Annotated in this window: 17 protein-coding genes; 5 read left to right on the top strand and 12 right to left on the bottom strand. The window is 55.5% G+C overall.

Features of this window, described 5'->3' with window-relative positions; translation table 11 throughout:
* Nucleotides 1-1,087 precede the first annotated feature (1,087 nt).
* From HFM78_RS04555 to HFM78_RS04525, 7 genes are all read right to left on the bottom strand, one after another.
* Nucleotides 1,088-1,969: a shikimate dehydrogenase gene (locus tag HFM78_RS04555; protein WP_287128240.1), complete on the bottom strand. Its 882-nt coding sequence runs from the start codon at nucleotides 1,967-1,969 to the stop codon at nucleotides 1,088-1,090.
* The gene (tatC, locus tag HFM78_RS04550; protein ID WP_287128239.1) at nucleotides 1,969-2,742 is read right to left on the bottom strand and encodes a twin-arginine translocase subunit TatC; all 774 of its coding nucleotides are present in this window, start codon (nucleotides 2,740-2,742) and stop codon (nucleotides 1,969-1,971) included. The genes HFM78_RS04555 and tatC overlap by 1 nt, the downstream gene beginning before the upstream one ends.
* Nucleotides 2,743-2,838: 96 nt before the next feature.
* Nucleotides 2,839-4,665 (bottom strand): ribonuclease J, encoded by a 1,827-nt coding sequence (locus HFM78_RS04545; protein WP_287128238.1) that lies wholly within the window; start codon nucleotides 4,663-4,665, stop codon nucleotides 2,839-2,841.
* 363 nt (nucleotides 4,666-5,028) lie between these two features.
* Nucleotides 5,029-5,901 carry an MBL fold metallo-hydrolase gene (locus HFM78_RS04540; RefSeq protein ID WP_287128237.1) on the bottom strand — a complete coding sequence of 291 codons (873 nt, stop codon included), beginning with the start codon at nucleotides 5,899-5,901 and terminating at the stop codon, nucleotides 5,029-5,031.
* Between the two features lie 23 nt (nucleotides 5,902-5,924).
* Nucleotides 5,925-7,697, bottom strand: a complete 1,773-nt coding sequence (locus tag HFM78_RS04535) for a proline--tRNA ligase (protein WP_287128236.1) — start codon at nucleotides 7,695-7,697, stop codon at nucleotides 5,925-5,927.
* Complete coding sequence (locus tag HFM78_RS04530) at nucleotides 7,694-8,407, bottom strand: 2-phosphosulfolactate phosphatase family protein (RefSeq protein WP_287128235.1); 714 nt, start codon at nucleotides 8,405-8,407, stop codon at nucleotides 7,694-7,696. The genes HFM78_RS04535 and HFM78_RS04530 overlap by 4 nt, the downstream gene beginning before the upstream one ends.
* Before the next feature lie 49 nt (nucleotides 8,408-8,456).
* Entirely contained in the window at nucleotides 8,457-8,870 is a 414-nt protein-coding gene (locus HFM78_RS04525) for a 2Fe-2S iron-sulfur cluster-binding protein (protein ID WP_287128234.1), read from the bottom strand.
* A gap of 300 nt (nucleotides 8,871-9,170) precedes the next feature.
* Here HFM78_RS04525 and HFM78_RS04520 point away from each other — a divergent pair, with 300 nt between their 5' ends.
* Both HFM78_RS04520 and HFM78_RS04515 read left to right on the top strand, forming a co-directional pair.
* Nucleotides 9,171-9,338 (top strand): hypothetical protein, encoded by a 168-nt coding sequence (locus HFM78_RS04520; protein ID WP_287128233.1) that lies wholly within the window; start codon nucleotides 9,171-9,173, stop codon nucleotides 9,336-9,338.
* Between the two features lie 88 nt (nucleotides 9,339-9,426).
* The gene (locus HFM78_RS04515) at nucleotides 9,427-9,576 is read left to right on the top strand and encodes a hypothetical protein (RefSeq protein WP_287128232.1); all 150 of its coding nucleotides are present in this window, start codon (nucleotides 9,427-9,429) and stop codon (nucleotides 9,574-9,576) included.
* A gap of 285 nt (nucleotides 9,577-9,861) precedes the next feature.
* Here the strand turns inward: HFM78_RS04515 and HFM78_RS04510 are convergent, their stop codons facing one another.
* The 5 genes from HFM78_RS04510 to HFM78_RS04490 all read right to left on the bottom strand — a co-directional run bounded on the left by HFM78_RS04510 (nucleotide 9,862) and on the right by HFM78_RS04490 (nucleotide 13,510).
* Entirely contained in the window at nucleotides 9,862-10,140 is a 279-nt protein-coding gene (locus tag HFM78_RS04510; RefSeq protein ID WP_287128231.1) for a hypothetical protein, read from the bottom strand.
* 99 nt (nucleotides 10,141-10,239) lie between these two features.
* Nucleotides 10,240-10,395, bottom strand: a complete 156-nt coding sequence (locus HFM78_RS04505; RefSeq protein ID WP_287128230.1) for a hypothetical protein — start codon at nucleotides 10,393-10,395, stop codon at nucleotides 10,240-10,242.
* A gap of 27 nt (nucleotides 10,396-10,422) precedes the next feature.
* On the bottom strand, nucleotides 10,423-11,382 hold the full coding sequence (locus HFM78_RS04500; RefSeq protein WP_287128229.1) for a DNA adenine methylase: 960 nt from the start codon (nucleotides 11,380-11,382) through the stop codon (nucleotides 10,423-10,425).
* Between the two features lie 26 nt (nucleotides 11,383-11,408).
* Nucleotides 11,409-12,719: an NAD(P)/FAD-dependent oxidoreductase gene (locus HFM78_RS04495; RefSeq protein WP_287128228.1), complete on the bottom strand. Its 1,311-nt coding sequence runs from the start codon at nucleotides 12,717-12,719 to the stop codon at nucleotides 11,409-11,411.
* A gap of 2 nt (nucleotides 12,720-12,721) precedes the next feature.
* Nucleotides 12,722-13,510, bottom strand: coding sequence for a glucose 1-dehydrogenase (locus HFM78_RS04490; protein WP_287128227.1), 789 nt, complete (start codon nucleotides 13,508-13,510; stop codon nucleotides 12,722-12,724).
* A gap of 108 nt (nucleotides 13,511-13,618) precedes the next feature.
* Between HFM78_RS04490 and HFM78_RS04485 the strand changes: the two genes are divergently transcribed.
* Genes HFM78_RS04485 through HFM78_RS04475 form a run of 3 tightly spaced genes read left to right on the top strand, consistent with a single transcriptional unit; the run spans nucleotide 13,619 to nucleotide 16,931 of the window.
* Nucleotides 13,619-15,031, top strand: coding sequence for an alpha/beta fold hydrolase (locus HFM78_RS04485; RefSeq protein WP_287128226.1), 1,413 nt, complete (start codon nucleotides 13,619-13,621; stop codon nucleotides 15,029-15,031).
* On the top strand, nucleotides 15,028-15,762 hold the full coding sequence (locus HFM78_RS04480; RefSeq protein ID WP_287128225.1) for an ATP-binding cassette domain-containing protein: 735 nt from the start codon (nucleotides 15,028-15,030) through the stop codon (nucleotides 15,760-15,762). The genes HFM78_RS04485 and HFM78_RS04480 overlap by 4 nt, the downstream gene beginning before the upstream one ends.
* Nucleotides 15,759-16,931 (top strand): ABC transporter permease, encoded by a 1,173-nt coding sequence (locus HFM78_RS04475; protein ID WP_287128224.1) that lies wholly within the window; start codon nucleotides 15,759-15,761, stop codon nucleotides 16,929-16,931. The genes HFM78_RS04480 and HFM78_RS04475 overlap by 4 nt, the downstream gene beginning before the upstream one ends.
* The last annotated feature ends 225 nt before the right edge of the window (nucleotides 16,932-17,156 follow it).

Raw genomic sequence — 17,156 nt, 5'->3', positions numbered from 1 at the left:
TTTATCTGGGACCAGACGCAAAGTTGGTGGGGGGCGGCGGGGGCGGCTCTGGCTCTGGGGTTGGCGGTGACGACTAAGGGACCCTCAGCTCTGGTTCTCGTCGGGAGTATTTTTGTCCTCTACAAGCTTTGGCACCGTAAACCCTTGCCTTCCCTGGGTGGGCTCTTGGCTTTCGTGCTGGGAACGTTGGCTCTGGCTGGTAGTTGGTTTGCTGCTGAGACGCTGATCCACGGACCTTGGTTTGTAGAGTCGTTTCTTCAGTACCAACGGCGGATTACGGCTTCAAGTGACGGGCATCCTGGGTCTTATTTCTATCATTTAATCGTCTTTGGTCTAGGTTGCTTTCCCTTTGCTGTCTTCACGGTCAGCGGGATGGCTCTCAAGGTGGAGGAACCCCTGAGACGTTTTAAGGACCTCGCCTTGGTCTGGTTCGCGGTGGTGTTGCTCATCTTCTCATTGGTGGTCCAGACCAAACTGCCCCATTACACCTCACTGCTGTACCTACCGGGGAGTTTCTTCGCTGCCCTGCGCCTGGATTACCTAATTAGTCGCCGCCAACGCCCTCACCCGCTGGAGTTGGGCTGTTTAGGGTTGACCGGGATTTTGCTGGGGGCGGTGCCGAGCTTGGTCACCTATGTCGGGCAGCATATTGATCTGTTGTATCCATATCTCAAGGACGACCCCCTAGCCTTGGCCTACATCAACTTGCCCGTTACTTGGCCCATCTGGACCTATCTACCCGGTGCTTTATTGTGGCTGGGCACGATAGTGGGGGGGTGGCTCCTAGCGGGGAAGCAAATTCGACGGGGGGTCGCGGTCTTGGGAGGGGCGACCCTGATGACCGTCAACCTTGTCTGGTTCTCTCACATCCAACGTTTCGGAGACTACGCCCAGGGCAGTACCATCACCATGCTGCGTGGACTCAAGGACAATCCTGCCGCGCTGGTTTTCTTCGGTCCCAGAACCTACGTTCCGCCCTTTTATGCCCGTCGTGCCTTCTATAATCCAGCCGATGAAGAAGAACTCCAGCAGTTGTTAGTGTCTCTAGGCAACCGCCCAGTGCAGATGATTGTCCGCCAAATAGACCTCACGATGGTCGAGCGGGTGACTCCGGTGCAATTACTGGACCAGCAAGGTCCGTTTTTGTTAGTTGCAATTGATGGGCCGCCGCCGTCCGCATCAATTCCGTCGGCGCGGGGGTCTGGGTCCACAGGGTCAAGGCTTGGGCCGCCTGCTCCACCAACATCCCCAGCCCCCCCTCAATCCTGAGTCCCCGCTGGCTAGCCTGTTGGAGTAATGGAGTAATGCTCGGCGTGTAAACCAGGTCGTAGACCCAGCAATTCGCCGGGAGGAGGTTCATTTCAAGGTCTGTGAGGGGCGAAGCGAGGGCCTGGGGATGACCCGCCATGCCGAAGGGCGTACTGTTAGCGACGAGACTAGTCCGGTTCAAAACCGCTGGGGTGAGGACGGTCAGGGGTTGAATAGTGGGAAAGTCACGCTGGAGTTGTTGGAGAGCCGCCGAGTTACGGCCCCAGACGGTCATAGACGAGAAACCCAACTGTTGACAGCCATAGATTGCCGCCCGGGCCGCGCCGCCACTACCGAGGATGAGCGCGTGTTCCCGCTGAATTAAGGTCTTGAGGGGGGCCACAAAGCCTAGATAATCCGTGTTCTCGCCCCACCAACCCGCCGGGGTACGGACCACGGTATTGACCGCGCCCAGCTTCATTGCCGCCTCACTCAGCCCAGCTAAGTAGGGAATAACCGTCTGTTTATGGGGAATCGTAACGTTGAACCCCCGACAACCCAAGCTCCACAACCCACGTACTGCCGCTTCTAGTTCAGCACTGGGAACCTGAAAAGGCAGATATACCCAGGCCCAGGCCAAATGTGCCAAGGCCGCATTGTGCATCACCGGAGACAAACTATGGCCTACCGGGTCCCCCACCAAGCCCAAAAATGGGCTCATCAGCGGCCCAACAGCTTCAAGACCCCGACCCCGAGGGCATAGAGGACAAAAACCGCCGCCGAGAGATAGGTTTGGGTCAAGGGGTCCGTCGAGGGCGTAACCACCGCCCCAATCACAAAGGAAACCAGAATCACATACCGCCAGAGCTTCCACATCCGCGTGGAGTTGATTACCCCCGCCAGCCCCAAACCGACCTGGAGAATCGGCAACTGAAAAATTGCCCCCGTACCCAGCATCAAGACAAACACAAAGTTAAAATAGGCCCCGATGGTGTAGTTCTGTTCGGCAATAGACTCACCGTAGCCGACAAAGAAGTTAAGAGCCGCTGGGATCAAGACATAACGCGCAAAGGCTAAACCAATCAGAAATAAAACCCCCGAGGCCGCCACCACGGGTTTGACAAACCGCTGCTCCCGACGACTCAATCCCGGCAAGACAAATTGAATAACTTGAAATAAGACCACCGGGGAAGCCAGCAAAATCCCGCAGTAGGCCGCCACACTCAAGGAAGCAAAGAAGATCTCGCCCGGTGTGGTCTGGATAAACTTGACGCCCAAAGTGAGAGCAGGCTGCTGAAGGAAACGTAGTAGCGGTTCAGTAAAGACAAAGCAACCCACTGTCGTGACCACCACACTCCCCACCGCCCAAAATAACCGCCCCCGCAACTCACCCAAGTGGTCGAGGAGGGACATTTCCACTTCATCGGGGAATTCGTCTTCTAGGGTTGTTGTGGCGAGGGGTTCTTGCTCAGCATCTGGCTGGGAAAGGGTCATACAAGATACGAAGTCAGCTTTTTCATCTTACTCGCTGGTCTACTCGTACCTAAGTAAAATCCCCCCGCTAAGCGCGAGGGGATACTTCAACTCAGCTTACCCAGGGGCGACTTCAGTGCGGCGGCGGCGGATGCGCCCCTCCAAACTAGGCGGAGCCACGGGCTCGGGTGCGATCGCCATAGCGAGGGCCAGAGCGGGTAGTTCCGGTGCAGTCGTGGTAATAGGACCGCCCGTTGTCTGGAGTTGAATCAAGACCAAGGGGCGGCTCGGTAAGTAGTTGCGGAGCTTAACTTGGACCGCCTTCTCGATCGCAACGCGCAGACCTTCCCAGTCCACGCCCCCGGCCCGAGCAAAGGTAGACCAACCGTTGAGGACGGTCATACCGGTGGTTTGGGCGAGGTCTTGCTCCAGTTTTTGCATCCCTGGCGTCCGAGCGACAGCCCGGACGGTCACCGAGGGTGCAGCGAGGATCTGACCCTGGTTGTTGACCGCCACGGCGACCACAACCATGCCCTCTTCGGAGATGCGTTGACGGTCCTTGAGAACTGTGGGTTCAACAATCCCGACGCGGGAGCTGTCGAGTAACTCAACCCCAGAGCGCACGCGGTCCACGACTTTAATCTCGTTGGCTGAGACGGCAATCACATCGCCGTTCATCGCAATCACAATCCGTTCTTCGGGGACCCCCATAGACATCGCGGTGCGGGCATGGGCACGCAGCATCCGCAATTCACCGTGGGCCGGGAAGAAGAATTTGGGTTTGGTCAGGGCCAGCATCATCTTGTGGTCTTCCTGCGCACCGTGACCGGAGACGTGAATCCCCTTCTCTTTGCCGTAGATGACCTGGGCACCGAGTTCCATCAGCTTGTCAATCGTCCGCACCACGGGGATCGTGTTGCCGGGAATTGGGTTCGCCGAGAAAATTACCGTGTCGCCCTGCTTGATCGAGACCTGTTTGTGTTCACCCTTAGCGATCCGGGTCATCGCTGCCAACGGCTCACCCTGCGAACCCGTGGTCAAGATTAGGACTTGGTTATCGGGCAGAGTACGGCAGACGTGGATCGGTTGCAGTAGTTCTTCCGGGTAGGTGATGAAGCCCAATTGCTTGGCGGTCGCCATTACGTTGAGCATCGAACGCCCGAGGACTGACACTACCCGGTTATGCTTCTGCGCTAGTTGCAGGGTCATGTTGACCCGGTGAATCGAGGAGGCGAAGGTCGTCAGGATAATCCGGCCCTTGGCAGCGGCAAATTCGCGGTCCAAGTTCGGGAAAACGGCCCGCTCTGAGGGCGTGAATCCTGGGACTTCAGCGTTGGTGGAATCCGAGATGAGGCACATCACGCCCTTCTCGCCGTATTCCGCTAACCGTTGGTAGTCGAAGGTCCGACCGTCCACCGGAGTATGGTCAAACTTGAAGTCCCCAGAGTGGATAATCACGCCAGCGGGAGTGGTGATGGCGAGGGTATAGCTGTCGGCAATCGAGTGGGTGTTGTGAATATACTCCACCTCGAAATAGCGACCTGCCCGGATCTTGTCACGGGGACCAACCCGCGTGATATTAACCCGGCCCAAAAGCCCAGTCTCCTTGAGCTTGCCTTCCAAGAGCGACATCGCGAGGCGTGGTCCCCAGATCCGGGGAATCGTCAAGCGTTGCAGGTGGTAAGGGATACCGCCGATGTGGTCCTCATGCCCGTGGGTGACGACCATGCCCACAATTTTTTCCTGGTTTTCCTGGAGCCAAGTCATATCCGGGAGAACGATATTCACCCCGAGCATCTCGGAGGAGGGGAACGACAGCCCCCCATCCAGCATCAAAATCTCGTCTTCATAACGGAAGAGCCAAGTGTTCTTTCCGATTTCACCCAAGCCACCCATGGAAATAATCTGTACGGAGGAGGCCCCGTTCGTGTTGGTCAATGCCATAAATCAGTTGTCCTTCGACGTGTGGTTGTAAAGCTGGTATAGACCGTTCAAAGTTTGGGCTAACGAGCAGTTAAACTGCTTCCGGTGCCCCAGCAAGGGATATCAAATTCAGTACCACTTCAGCACGGGCCGCTGCCCAAGAGCTTTGCACTCTGGTCTGACCGATGCGTAGGCTGTGACAGAAAACCTTGATTAGCAAAACCTCTGCTCCATTCCCAGCTTCCTCTCCCCAAACCCCCGGATTACATTCTTTGTTGCCCGTGGGATAAAGCAAGCGGGACTCCAGGAGTACGTGGTGCAGGAGATTGACAGGTAACTGTGCCTATCCTACTCCCTAGGATGAGACCACGGCAACCACTAACGTCAAACCGTCTCCATCCAGGCGAGACCTTCAACAAGTTTTTCGTGCATGACCATGAAATTGGGAGCTTGGTAACGTCTGCCGTGACCGGGCAGGACCCAGGTGAATTCGTAATTTAGGAGACGACGACTCGACGCCACCAACTCAGGCCAAGAGTACCAACAGGCTCCCCGAAAAGCACGTAACTGTTGCTCCGTCTCAAACCAAGCCAAGTGATCGCCCGTGAACAGAAATTCTTGAAAGAGCAAGACCGTGTGGCCCCGGGTGTGACCGGGCACGGGCAGGATCGTCAGGTCAGTCGTAAATTGGATGGGCTCAGTCCCGGTCAGGATATGTTCCACGGCGCGAGTATCGGTCGTGATGTCGTCTTGGTGCAAAATCCGTTCACAGCCAAAGTGGTCGTGGAACCGTTGGTGGTCCGCCACATCGTCACGGTGGGTCAGATACAAATACTGCAAGCCACCCAAGGCTTCCAGACGCTTGACCAAAGGGGCGGCGAAGCGGGGCGAATCCACCAGCACATTGCCCCCGGGCCGCTGGATCAAATAACTCGCCGCGCCGTAGGAATCTTCACTGTGATACCCGCAATGGGAGACTGGACCCGCAATCGCCACCGGAAAACTGGACTGGGCAGCTTTGATATCCTGGGGCGGAGCGACGGTTCCGATGGAGGCAGTGGGACAGGCCAAGAGAGCTTGGAGGGCCGCTAGGCGTTCTTGCTCGTTGGTGGGTTGGTGGTGGACTGCGGATAACCCATTCACCCGGCGGTAAATCTCCGGGGCCATCCAACGACAGGTGTCACAGTCAATACAGGTGTGGTCCACGTAGAGATCGCCCACTACGTTCTCAGCGCGGCGTTGGGTGAAGTGTGCCATGGTCGCCCCCAAGAGTGCTACTTCTAGCCTAGCGGGGGAACGGTGTCAGCCCCGCCCTCGCGGATCAGACCCACCAGATAACTCACCACTTCATTGACCGGGGCCTTCTCCGTCTTACCCGTCCGACGGTCACGGACTTCCACAAACCCCGCCTTCAAGTCCCGGCCCACGGTCAAACGGTAGGGTAAACCAATTAGGTCCGCATCCTTAAACTTCACCCCCGCCCGCTCGTCCCGGTCATCAAGTAAGACCTCAACCCCGAAGTCGCGCAGGTCTCGGTAAACCTTCTGAGCAAACCGTTGCTGGTCTTGGTCGTTGAGATTGGGAATGACGAGATGGACATGGTAAGGGGCGATGGCAACAGGCCAGATGATGCCGTCCGCGTCGTGGGACTGCTCCACTAAAGCCGCCGCCAACCGTGAAACCCCAATTCCGTAGCAACCCATAAGCACAGGTTGGGGAACGCCCGTCTCATCCGCGAAAGTCACGCCCATGGGCTGGGAGTACTTGGTTCCCAACTGAAAAATATGACCCAGTTCAATGCCTTTGGCACTCTTTAGGAATGCGGTAGGCAAAAGATGGCACCGATCGCCCGCTTGAGCCATGTCCACATCCACCACCCTCCCCAGGGTTAACCCGTCCTCATGCCAATTGGCGGCAGTCCAGTGGTAGTCCGGCTCGTTACAACCCGTGCTGAAGAACCGCAACTCAGCCGCCGTGGGGTCTACTAAATGTACGCCCGTTTTCAAGGCATTGGGTCCTAGGAAGCCCGTGGGTACACCTGTCAGGGCGAGAACCTCTGTTTCTGAGGGTAAACGCAGGTCCAACGCTTGGACTTGGTTTTTGACCTTGGTCTCATTCACCTGACGGTCGCCCCGGATACTGACCAAGACCGGGAACTCTTGGCCGTCCTTGAGGGCCAAGTAGAGAATATTTTTAACAATCTGGGTGACATCTATGCCTAGGCGTTCCGCCTGTTGTTGGCCAGTTTTGAGACCCGGTGTGGCGACTTTCTCACGAGGACCAGGATTCGCCGCAGGAACTGCTGCTGGCGGTAGAGAACGGGCTTTTTCGACGTTGGCAGCATAATTCGCCTCGTCGCAATAGAGGATCGTGTCCTCGCCAATCTCGGCTAGGGCCATAAACTCATGGCTCCCCGACCCACCAATCGCCCCGGAATCCGCTTCCACCGCCCGAAAATTAAGCCCCGTCCGTTCAAAAATCCGGGTGTACACTCCGTACATATCCCGATAGGTCGCCTTGAGACTTTCCTCATTGGCGTGGAACGAGTAGGCATCCTTCATGATGAATTCACGACCGCGCATCAGCCCAAACCGGGGCCTACGCTCATTGCGAAACTTCGTTTGGATTTGGTAGAGCGTGAAGGGCAGTTGCCGATAGGTGGTCAGACTCCCCAACACAAAGTCACAGACCGCTTCTTCATGGGTCGGCCCCAGCCCGTATTCCCTTGCTTGCTCCCCAGTACCGTCCTTGAGCGTAAACATCAGCCCCTCCGCCCGGTAGACCTCCCACCGCCCGGAAGCCTTCCAGATCTCGGCGGGGTGTAACTGAGGCAGGAGGCATTCTTGGGCATGGATGCTGTCCAACTCTGCCCGGATAATTCGTTCAATCTTCTGAATGACTCGCCAGAGGAGCGGCCCGTAGGTGTAAAGTCCCGCCGTCTGACCCAAGGCCCGGATGTACCCCCCCCGCAACAACAATTGGTGGCTGAGGGCTACCGCATCGTTGGGAGCCTCGCGCTGGGTCACAAAGAAACTCTGGCTGAGCCGTGTCATAGGTAAGTCCCCACCAAATATCCTTCATCATTCTGCCGGGGCAACACGTTCAACCGCCCCGCATCGGCACAATACTTGAGGTCTTCTAAGCACCCCAGCCCCAGTAACCGTTGACCGTGGCTCGCCTGTTTCAGTAATCCCAACAGGTCCCCTTGCCACTGACCATAGAGCGCACAGGCGGCAACCGTCTCATCATTCCCCGGCTCCCCTAGTTCCCAGGCCACCGCCCCCGCACAGCCCGTGTCTTCGAGGGAATAACTACCCTCCCAGCCCGAACCGACCAGCCAGACGGTCTGGAACTCTTCTTGTTTAAGGAAATTGCGGACCACGCCGAGGTTAATAAAAGCCGCTGTAATGACCACGGTCGTCTTCTGAACCGCTTGGAGGGCACGGGTACCGTTGGTGGTGCTCATCAAAATCCGCTTCCCTGTGACCCGCTCAGGCGTGTACTCAAAGGGCGAGTTCCCCATCTCAAAACCCGGCACGCCTTTTCCGCCACGCTCTCCCGCCTTCAGACAGGTCCCCAGCGCAAAACTCGCCGCTGTCTGTTGCAACTCCTCTAGGTCCGCGAAAGCCCGGATACCCGCTGCTCCATTGTGTAAGGCCGTGGCAATCGTGGAAGTGGCCCGCAGGACATCAATAACCACAGCGCAATCCGGCAAGCTCTGGGTGGGTACGAGCTCTGGTGTGTGATAAACAAAAATCTTCATCCCGTTTCCCCGGAGTGACAGAAGCATAATACACGGATCAGGGTTGGCCTCAAGAATGCACTTCCTTGACCAAGTTCCGGTTCCAGTCGGGGACTTCCACCACGATGTCCCGTGTCCTATCCGGGACACACTGACAGGCCAGCCGCGACTTCCCCATCATGAGATGAGGAGCGTTATCTAACATATCCTCCTCATCCTCAGAGGCCGGATTACAAGCCGTCATCCCCTCGCGCACAAAGACATGACAGGTGGAGCAAGCACATACCCCACCGCAGGCGTGATCAATATCTATCCCATGACCCAAAGCAATATCGAGGATACTCCCCGGCAGACCATTGTGACCGTAGGGCAAGCAGTCGGGGTCCACCTCCACCTTTACCCCTGTGTTGGCAAACGTAATGGTGTATTTCTGGTCTGGAAGCGTGTACTCCGCCTCGCCAATGTAAGGATTCGTGCCGCCCATGCCAGTTCTCGGTCTTTCCTCCATCCTAGGGGAAATGAACAGTTTCCTCTGCCTAGCTTCTATGAATCAACTTATCGAACTTCTTAACGTTATATGTAGAATTGAACCTAAGGTGATGCCACTAAGACAGGTTTGGGTACCATACCATGCCTGATCCCCGTAAAAACGATAATTGGCACACTAAAACGTGACAGTTATCCTAAATTTGGGTTGATTCTGTGAGATAAAGCACAGACAGACCTAGGTGGGGTAGTGAAATATGGGCTAGGTAATTCACCAAGGCAAGGAAGGATGGCACCCATGAAACAGCTTGAATTAAAAGAAAAGCAGCTTATTGTTTCCAGCCGGGACCAACAGACCGACCTTCCCGCTACCCCCACGGTCTTTGAGCTCTTGGATGCACTCCATCTAGATCTACATCGGTATGCTGAAAAAGCCGGTCTACGGTTGGCGACCCACAACAGGTGATCCAGGCTAGCTATGTGAAGTGTTGATGGTTACAGGGTAGGCAAAACGCTCCAGGGAATAATAGGGGCAATCCTTTCCTACATGAGCTATGAATTCATCCTCCGCCTTACTCGCCCCCTTGCCAACTGCACTCAGTCAGGACGAGCGGACGAGGACCATCCTCAAGCAGTTACAGGACCTCCAGCGCGACATCTCTGCATATGCCGAACGTTTGGGTATAGACCCGGCGACGCGCTAACTTGAATCCCCAGTTATAGGTTTGGTGGTGACGGGCCGTCGGTTGTCCTGGCTCTCTCTGTCACCACTAGGGGGCTGGAGCCGTCCCCGAGGGTCTGAGGTCTATGGGTTGTTCCAACTTTGAGCCGTCCGCTTTTTTTAGGTAAGCGCGTACCGGGTATAGTCTTTTCCCGTCAGATTTTTCCGGGCCACGACCTTTTGCTGTGTGCGTTGCCCAAAAGTCCCCGGTCCCGGTCAGTGTGGCGACTTTTGCTAAGTAGCTTTTACCCGCCTCCTCAGACCGGAATCACCCTACCAAGTGCCGCCCGTCCTTTAGCTCCAGTACGCACCGCCACGCGCCGGGTTCTCTGGACTTACACACGGATAGCAGTAACTCACGGGTAACGTCTGCCACCGGGTTAGGGATAGTTATCTCTGACATATTGGCTATCTTGGTTTCTGTCTCGTTAAAGATGATCTTTAGGTAAGCTTCGGCTGGGGCTGCCAACCGGGGAACCGCCATAAATACCGCCTCTGGGGTCGGGGGATTATCGAATATCAGTAACTCCCCCGCCGCCGCTGCCACCGTGGAAAGGTCTTCTTTTCAAGTATAGGTAGGCCCTCTTTAGGATCTACCGTGATTAGTCCCCTACTGTCTCGCTGGGGTCTGAGGGCTTCGAGCGCGTCAAGAAAGCCTAGCCCATCTTTGTTCACGGTTAGCCAAGTCCTTATCTTTACCCACAAGCTTGGCTTTAGCCTTGTCTTTGGCCCACCCTAAGCGGTTGGCTAGGTCCTGTAGGGCGGCAACTAGGTTGCTCTTAGTGATGTTGTCACGCAGCATGAAATACCCCCGGCTTCTTCCTTTCCATTAATCTCTTTTCTCCAATAAGTAATTAGTTACCAGAATCTCACGAATTACACCTCTTTTACTACCTTTTGAGTTTATCATCCGAGTAGCGTTGACACGGCACAGGTTGAATTCTGAGTATAGTTTACCGAAGAAATTATCTAGTTCATCTGCATTTGTAGGGTCTGAATTACTGAGCATTAGCTTTACACCTAGATGACTAATTTTTTCACAAAATATCCCTAGTCGAATTTGTTCTTCATCATTAAAATCAATCTTAGCGTAAGCTTTAAAACTGGCAGTCTTACTGACAGGGCGATACGGCGGGTCTAAATAAAAAAATGAAGTAGAAGATGCAAACTCTACAGACTTGGAGAAATCACAACACTTAATGATTACGCCACGAAGTAATCTTGAAGCATTGGTAAGATTTTCAACATCGCATATAGTTGGGTTTGCATAATCTCCAAAAGGAACGTTAAAACCGCCTTTTGAATTGACTCTAAATAAGCCGTTAAAACAAGTTTTATTCATGAAAATTAACCGAGAAACTTGTTCTACACAAGTCGAATAGGAAGTGGATATATTATGAGTGGATATATTATTGAGGTGCGACTCATTATATCGGTAGCGCACAGCGTAGTAATAAGATTCTCGCGCGTCGGGTGAAAGAGCAAGGTATTCATATTCAATTTTTTTTAGTTCCTCGATGAGCTCATCCACGTGCTGCTGAACTACTATGTATGCTTTGATAAGTTCATTATTCACATCAAATAAATAAAACTCTTCGCAAGGATAATGCTGAGCAACGTAAAAAAAGACGGCTCCCCCACCTAAAAATGGTTCAACATAGGATTTTATATTCCCCTTTTTTAGTTCTAAAGGAAGATAGGTGTCAATGGTTTTCAAAAGCTGACCTTTCCCCCCGGCCCACTTTAAGAAAGGCTTGACTGGACGGGAACGCGGCGGGATAAGTTGCATAATTTGTATTTTGCCATAACCCGTCCCTAGAGCAAGTAGGCTAAGTCCGAGGCCCCAGTGGGGTAGGCAAAGAGGAATTCCTTGAGGTCGGCAGTCTTGATTTTGGCTTGGATGGCTAGGGCCAATACATTAATTACTTCACTGGCGTGGGGGCCTAGGGCATGGGCACCCAGGATATAGTCCTCGGTGAGCAAGAGTTTATAAGTAGCGACTCCCCCGGCTACCGCTCGTGTGGAGGACCACGTTGAAGCATCTTCGTAGCGAGTGGTGTAGACGATCCCCTGCTTTTGAGCTTGTTGTTCCGTGAGACCCACAGACCCTAGGTTGGGGATGGTGAAAACCACACTGGGAATAGCTTCAATCCGCAATTCTCGCCGTTGCCCCAAGAGATTCGCTGCGACCACCTGCGCTTGATGATTCGCTAAGGGTGTTAGTTGGGGTAAGCCTGTCGCCGCGCAGTCCCCAGCCGCCCATACTTGCGGGTTGGAACTCTGTAAGTAGGCATTGACTTGGATACCTTTTTTATCATTAGCAACTCCGGCTTGCTCAAGGTCGAGGTCCTGGATATCTGGGGCGCGACTGGCTCCGTGGACGACGAGATCAGCGTTGAATTCCGCCTCATCGGCATGGACGATTAGCCCCCCCGCGCCTTTCGTAATCCGCTTCACCTCGGTGTTACAGCGGATTTCGATGCCCAGGTCCGTACTGGCTTGAACCAAAAGGTCTACCAAGTCCGGGTCAAATGGTTCTAGGGGTCGTTCGCCCTCATGAATGACTTGGACCTGACAACCTGCCTGACGAGCGACATGGGCAAACTCCAGAGAAATATAGCCGCCGCCGATAAATAGAATTCGTTTAGGTAGCTCAGCGAGCTCCATAAATTCATCGCTGGTCGTCACTAATTCTTCCCCAGGAATGCCCAAGGGTGCGGGTTTAGACCCGGTGGCAATGAGGATATGTCGTCCAGTAATCGTCTCCTCCCCCACCTGCAACATAGTCGCGCCTGTGAATCTAGCCGCGCCATGGTAGACCGTAATGCCCAACTCGTCATACTGGGCTTGCCGCTGGGGGGGAATCGGCCCGGTGAAGGTCCGTTTGTAAGCCATTAGCGCGGGCCAATCCAAACCCACCTCCCCAGTCAACCCCGGTAAGCTCCGCACACGCGCCAAGGCTTGGGCGGTCTCGACCAGGACTTTCTTCGGATTGCAACCCCGTAAGGCACAGGTCCCGCCCAAGGGCCGCATTTCCACCAGCGCAACCGACCAACCCTGAGTCCGACAAGCCTTAGCCACTGTAGACCCCGCCGCCCCCGAACCCAATACCACTAAATCAAACATTTTCAACCTCCCTTAGCGAATTCAGGATACAAAGTCATTCCCCCATCCACATACAGAATCGTGCCCTGCACATAATCAGCCGCCTCCGAAGCCAGCCAGACCACTGCCTGAGCCACATCCGCGCCGACCCCGACTCGTCCACTGGGAATAAGCTTCAACAGTTCGGCCTCCGCCTCGGGCGTAGACCAAGCCTCTTCGTTAATTGGAGTTTTAATTGCTCCGGGCGCAACACTGTTGACCCGTATTCCCTGGGGAGCTAATTCCTGGGCCACACTTTTCATAAACATATCCAACCCCGCCTTACTCGCGGCGTAATTACAGTGACCCGCCCAGGGAATGACCGTATGGACTGAACTAATAAAAATTATCTTGCCCAAGGCTCTAGACTCCGGGCGTGGTCCTTGCCGCAAAAACTCCCGCGCCGCCGCCCGTGTACACAAAAAAGCCCCAGTCAAATTACTGGCAAGGACAGTCTCCCATTGCGCCAGGGTCATGTCTACCAGCTTCGCGTCCTGTTGTACCCCAGCATTACTAACCAAAAGCTCAAGGCTGTCAAACTGCCGGATGGTCTCCGCGAAAAGTTGGGCGACCTGTTCTTCTTGGCTCACATCGGCGGCGAGGGCGATCGCTTTGCCCCCTTGGTCCATGATTTCTGTGACGACCTGCTGGGCTTTTTCGGCATTTGAGCGGTAATTGACGACAACCTGTGCCCCAGCTTGACCCAAGGCTAGTGCGATGGCCCGACCAATCCCTGAACTCGCTCCGGTGACGAGTGCTGTCTGTCCTTTCATCCTGGGTTCCAGCAAAACTAACCCAGAGGTAACACGAGCAACTGACCCCAGCCGCCTACCTGGGGGGAGAGGGCAAGTACACTGTGTAGATATTCCACCACGACTCCCATGCGCCTGACCGTCCACGGTTGGCTCCTTGTGCTCCTCACCGCTTGTACCCAACCCGCCCCTAAGCCAACGATTGCGTTAACGGACTGCCAACTGCGTGCCCCTGGGTCCTCAGAGCGATTAGCGGCGAAATGTGGCAAGTTCCGAGTGGCAGAGAACCGCACGACCGGGCTGGGCCGTCAAATTGATCTCAACCTTGCCGTCTTACCCGCCAGCAGCCGTGCCCCCCAAGCGGACCCGTTATTTTTCATCCCTGGTGGACCCGGGGAGGCAGCCACCCAATCTTTTTTGACCCTAGCTCCGGTCTTTGAACGTATTAATCAGGACCGTGACATCGTGCTGGTAGACCAACGGGGGACGGGGCGTTCCAATCCCCTTACCTGTGCTACGACTGACCTTAAAGCTTGTCTCCAGAAACTCTCGGCGGACCCGACCCAATACACCACTTCGATTGCCATGGCGGACCTAGAGGCCGTCCGCGCTGCTCTCGGCTACGAACACATCAATCTCTACGGCGGCTCCTACGGGACCCGCGCCGCCTTGACCTATCTCCGCACCTACCCCGACCGGGTCCGCGCCGTAGTCCTTGATGGGGTCGTGCCCCTGGATTGGACCTTGGGGCTTACGGTGGCTCAGGATGCCCAACGCGCTTTGGACCTAATCTTCACGCGCTGTGAACAGGACCCCGACTGCCAAAAAGCATTCCCCCAAGTGCGGATGGAGTTCACGACCTTGGCTCGTCAACTCGCGGCTCAACCGCGCCGTCTCACTGTCCCCCATCCGGTCAGTGGACGGCTTACCCCGCTCACGGTAGACCGGGCGGCTTTAGTCAGCACGGTGCGTCTGTTCAGTTACGTACCCGAAGCGGTCGCCTTGATCCCCTTGTTAATTCACACCGCCGCCCAGAGCGGAGATCTCCAGACCCTAGCGGCCCAGACCCTCTTGATTGGCGGTCAAGTGCAGGACGGAATCAGTGTGGGGATGTTTTACAGCGTGGTCTGTGCTGAGGATGTGCCGTTTTACCCCGTGGGGACTCCCCCAGTTCAAAGTAAAAGCTATTTCCAGGAATTTGGCGCGCAGTCCCTGGCCGTGGGTTGCCGGGACTGGCCCCGCGGTCAAGTCAGCCCCGACTTCAAAAAGCCCGTCACTTCCCGTACCCCAGTCCTGCTCCTCTCCGGGGAAGTGGACCCCGTTCCTCCCCCCGCCAATGGCACCCAGGCCAGCCGTACCCTAGCCAACAGCCTGCATATCGTGGCTCCCGGTCAGGGCCATATCGTCATCAGTCGCGGTTGCATTCCTAAAATCGTCACCCGTTTCATCAGCCAAGGTCAGGTCAAGGACTTAGAGACCGCCTGTGTCAAGGATCTACGGGCCGTCCCCTTCTTCTTAGATAAGGCAGGTCCCGCCCCATGATTGAAGTCCAGAACCTTCACAAGGCATTTAAAAAAGTCAATGCAGTCCAAGGCGTAAGCTTCCAGGCCCATGATGGGCAGATTACAGGCCTACTCGGTCCCAATGGCGCGGGCAAAACCACCACCCTGCGGGTCCTCTACGGGGTATTCAAACCAGACCGGGGCCGGGTAGAAGTAGACGGTTATGATGTCACCGCCCAGCCCCAGGCAGTCCAACGGCGCATCGGGGCCTTACCCGATAGCCGGGGTCTCTACCCGCGCTTGAGTGCCCGTGAGAATATCCGCTATTTCGGGCAACTCCACGGGTTAGCTGGGGAGGAGCTGGCATCAGCCGTCCAGGACTTGGTGAAATTATTAGATATGCAAGAATTTATTGACCGCCCCTGTGAAGGCTTCTCCCAGGGCCAACGGCTTAAGGTCGCCATCGCCCGCGCCCTAGTCCACCAACCCCAAAATATCCTCCTCGACGAACCCACCAATGGACTTGACGTGATGAGTACCCGCGCCCTGCGGACGCTGATTCTCCGTTTCCGAGATGAGGGGAAGTGCGTTTTGTTCTCCAGTCATGTCATGCAGGAGGTGGCGGCCCTCTGCGACACGATTGTGGTCATGGCCCAGGGCCGGGTGGTAGCAGCGGGTACTCCCCAGGAGTTGCGCGAGACCACAGGTCAGGACAACCTCGAAGATGCTTTTGTGGCGGCGATTGGGAGTGAGGAGGGCCTGGTGCTATGAACCGCATCCAAGCCGTATTCCAAAAGGAAATCCTTGATAGTCTCCGTGACAAGCGCACCCTGAGAACTTCCCTGCTCACGCCTCTCCTCGGCCCCTTGATTTTGGTCTTGCTCGTCACCCTCCAAGTCAAAACCTTCACCCGCAATACCGAGCAACTGCTCAGCCTACCAATAGCCCAACCCCAAAATGCACCCCACCTCGTCGCGTTTCTCCGGCAGGCCGGGGTCAAGGTCGTCCCCGCCCCCGCCGACCCCGAAGCCGCAGTCCGTGCTGGCGACCTAGAAGTAGTCCTAGTCATCCCGGCGGGCTATGGCAAAGACTTCCGGGCGGGTCAGCCCGCCACCATCCGTATTATCAGTGACCGCACTCGTCAGACGGCCCAAGTCACCGTGGGCCGGGTGCGCGAGTTGGTTCGTCAATACAGCCGTCAGGTGGGGGCTTTGCGATTAGTAGCGCGGGGTGTGAGCCCGACGATTATTCAGGCGTTAGCTCTTGAAGATGTGGATGTGGGGACTCCCCAGGGACGAGCGGCGGTTTTTTTGGGGACGATGCCGTACTTCATTATTTTTTCGGCTTTTTTGGGGGGGCTGTATGTGGCGATTGACACGACCGCCGGGGAACGGGAACGTGGCTCTCTCGAACCTCTAGTAATCAATCCCTTAGCTCGCTGGGAGCTAGTCCTCGGCAAACTGGGGGCGACTTTGGTGTTCACAGCGGTGGCGATGGCGGAGACGGTCCTAGCCCTAGGGATCACGCTCAACTTTGTGCCCTTGGATGAATTGGGGATACAGGTACAACTCAGCCCCTTGAGTTTGGCCCTGATTTTCTTGGTGACACTCCCGATTGCCCTCGTCGCGGCAGCCCTACAGATTTTGATCGCGCTCTTCACCCGCAACTTCCGCGAAGCCCTAAGTTACCTGCAACTCCTCCCCCTCGTCCCCGCTCTACCCGGTCTGTTGTTGGTGTTCCTGCCGATTAAGGCGACTTGGTGGATGATGCTGATTCCCACCTTCGGACAACAGTTACTCATCCTCCAGATCATCCGGGGCGAGCTAGTGAACGGTTTCTTTATCGCTCTGGCAACCCTGGCAACTCTTTTAGTTGGGGGAATTTTCACTGGAGCGGCGGTCTGGCTCTTTGGACAGGAAGAAGTCATTTTCGGACGGTGAAACCTATCCCGCCTTGGACGGCACATATTCTCTGCTACTAATCCCTACAATCTTTGACATAGCCTCGATGCCCCAACGCTGTCTATCGATTCATACCGCTATTTAGATTAATAAAACTCAGGACTTACGCAGAGCAAGAGGAGTGGGTCGGATAGTGGAGCCGTGACCTGCCCCTTAGCCGATGAGTTTTACTAAACTCGACGACTGCCAATACCGGTTAACTGC

This window comes from Candidatus Cyanaurora vandensis (assembly GCF_013285555.1).
Classification (GTDB): domain Bacteria; phylum Cyanobacteriota; class Cyanobacteriia; order Gloeobacterales; family Anthocerotibacteraceae; genus Cyanaurora; species Cyanaurora vandensis.
The sequence above is the reverse complement of the archived record's forward strand: the minus strand, read 5'-3'. Positions and strand labels throughout refer to the sequence as shown.

What these genes read in the sequence shown, in the direction of transcription:
- HFM78_RS04545 (WP_287128238.1), bottom strand. Translation starts at nt 4,665, where the DNA reads ATGGCATTGACCAACACGAACGGGGCCTCCTCCGTACAGATTATTTCC.
- HFM78_RS04515 (WP_287128232.1), top strand. Translation starts at nt 9,427, where the DNA reads ATGAATTCATCCTCCGCCTTACTCGCCCCCTTGCCAACTGCACTCAGT.
- HFM78_RS04505 (WP_287128230.1), bottom strand. Translation starts at nt 10,395, where the DNA reads ATGCTGCGTGACAACATCACTAAGAGCAACCTAGTTGCCGCCCTACAG.
- HFM78_RS04525 (WP_287128234.1), bottom strand. Translation starts at nt 8,870, where the DNA reads ATGGGCGGCACGAATCCTTACATTGGCGAGGCGGAGTACACGCTTCCA.
- HFM78_RS04540 (WP_287128237.1), bottom strand. Translation starts at nt 5,901, where the DNA reads ATGGCACACTTCACCCAACGCCGCGCTGAGAACGTAGTGGGCGATCTC.
- HFM78_RS04490 (WP_287128227.1), bottom strand. Translation starts at nt 13,510, where the DNA reads ATGAAAGGACAGACAGCACTCGTCACCGGAGCGAGTTCAGGGATTGGT.
- tatC (WP_287128239.1), bottom strand. Translation starts at nt 2,742, where the DNA reads ATGACCCTTTCCCAGCCAGATGCTGAGCAAGAACCCCTCGCCACAACA.
- HFM78_RS04485 (WP_287128226.1), top strand. Translation starts at nt 13,619, where the DNA reads ATGCGCCTGACCGTCCACGGTTGGCTCCTTGTGCTCCTCACCGCTTGT.
- HFM78_RS04475 (WP_287128224.1), top strand. Translation starts at nt 15,759, where the DNA reads ATGAACCGCATCCAAGCCGTATTCCAAAAGGAAATCCTTGATAGTCTC.
- HFM78_RS04480 (WP_287128225.1), top strand. Translation starts at nt 15,028, where the DNA reads ATGATTGAAGTCCAGAACCTTCACAAGGCATTTAAAAAAGTCAATGCA.
- HFM78_RS04555 (WP_287128240.1), bottom strand. Translation starts at nt 1,969, where the DNA reads ATGAGCCCATTTTTGGGCTTGGTGGGGGACCCGGTAGGCCATAGTTTG.
- HFM78_RS04535 (WP_287128236.1), bottom strand. Translation starts at nt 7,697, where the DNA reads ATGACACGGCTCAGCCAGAGTTTCTTTGTGACCCAGCGCGAGGCTCCC.
- HFM78_RS04530 (WP_287128235.1), bottom strand. Translation starts at nt 8,407, where the DNA reads ATGAAGATTTTTGTTTATCACACACCAGAGCTCGTACCCACCCAGAGC.
- HFM78_RS04500 (WP_287128229.1), bottom strand. Translation starts at nt 11,382, where the DNA reads ATGCAACTTATCCCGCCGCGTTCCCGTCCAGTCAAGCCTTTCTTAAAG.
- HFM78_RS04495 (WP_287128228.1), bottom strand. Translation starts at nt 12,719, where the DNA reads ATGTTTGATTTAGTGGTATTGGGTTCGGGGGCGGCGGGGTCTACAGTG.
- HFM78_RS04520 (WP_287128233.1), top strand. Translation starts at nt 9,171, where the DNA reads ATGAAACAGCTTGAATTAAAAGAAAAGCAGCTTATTGTTTCCAGCCGG.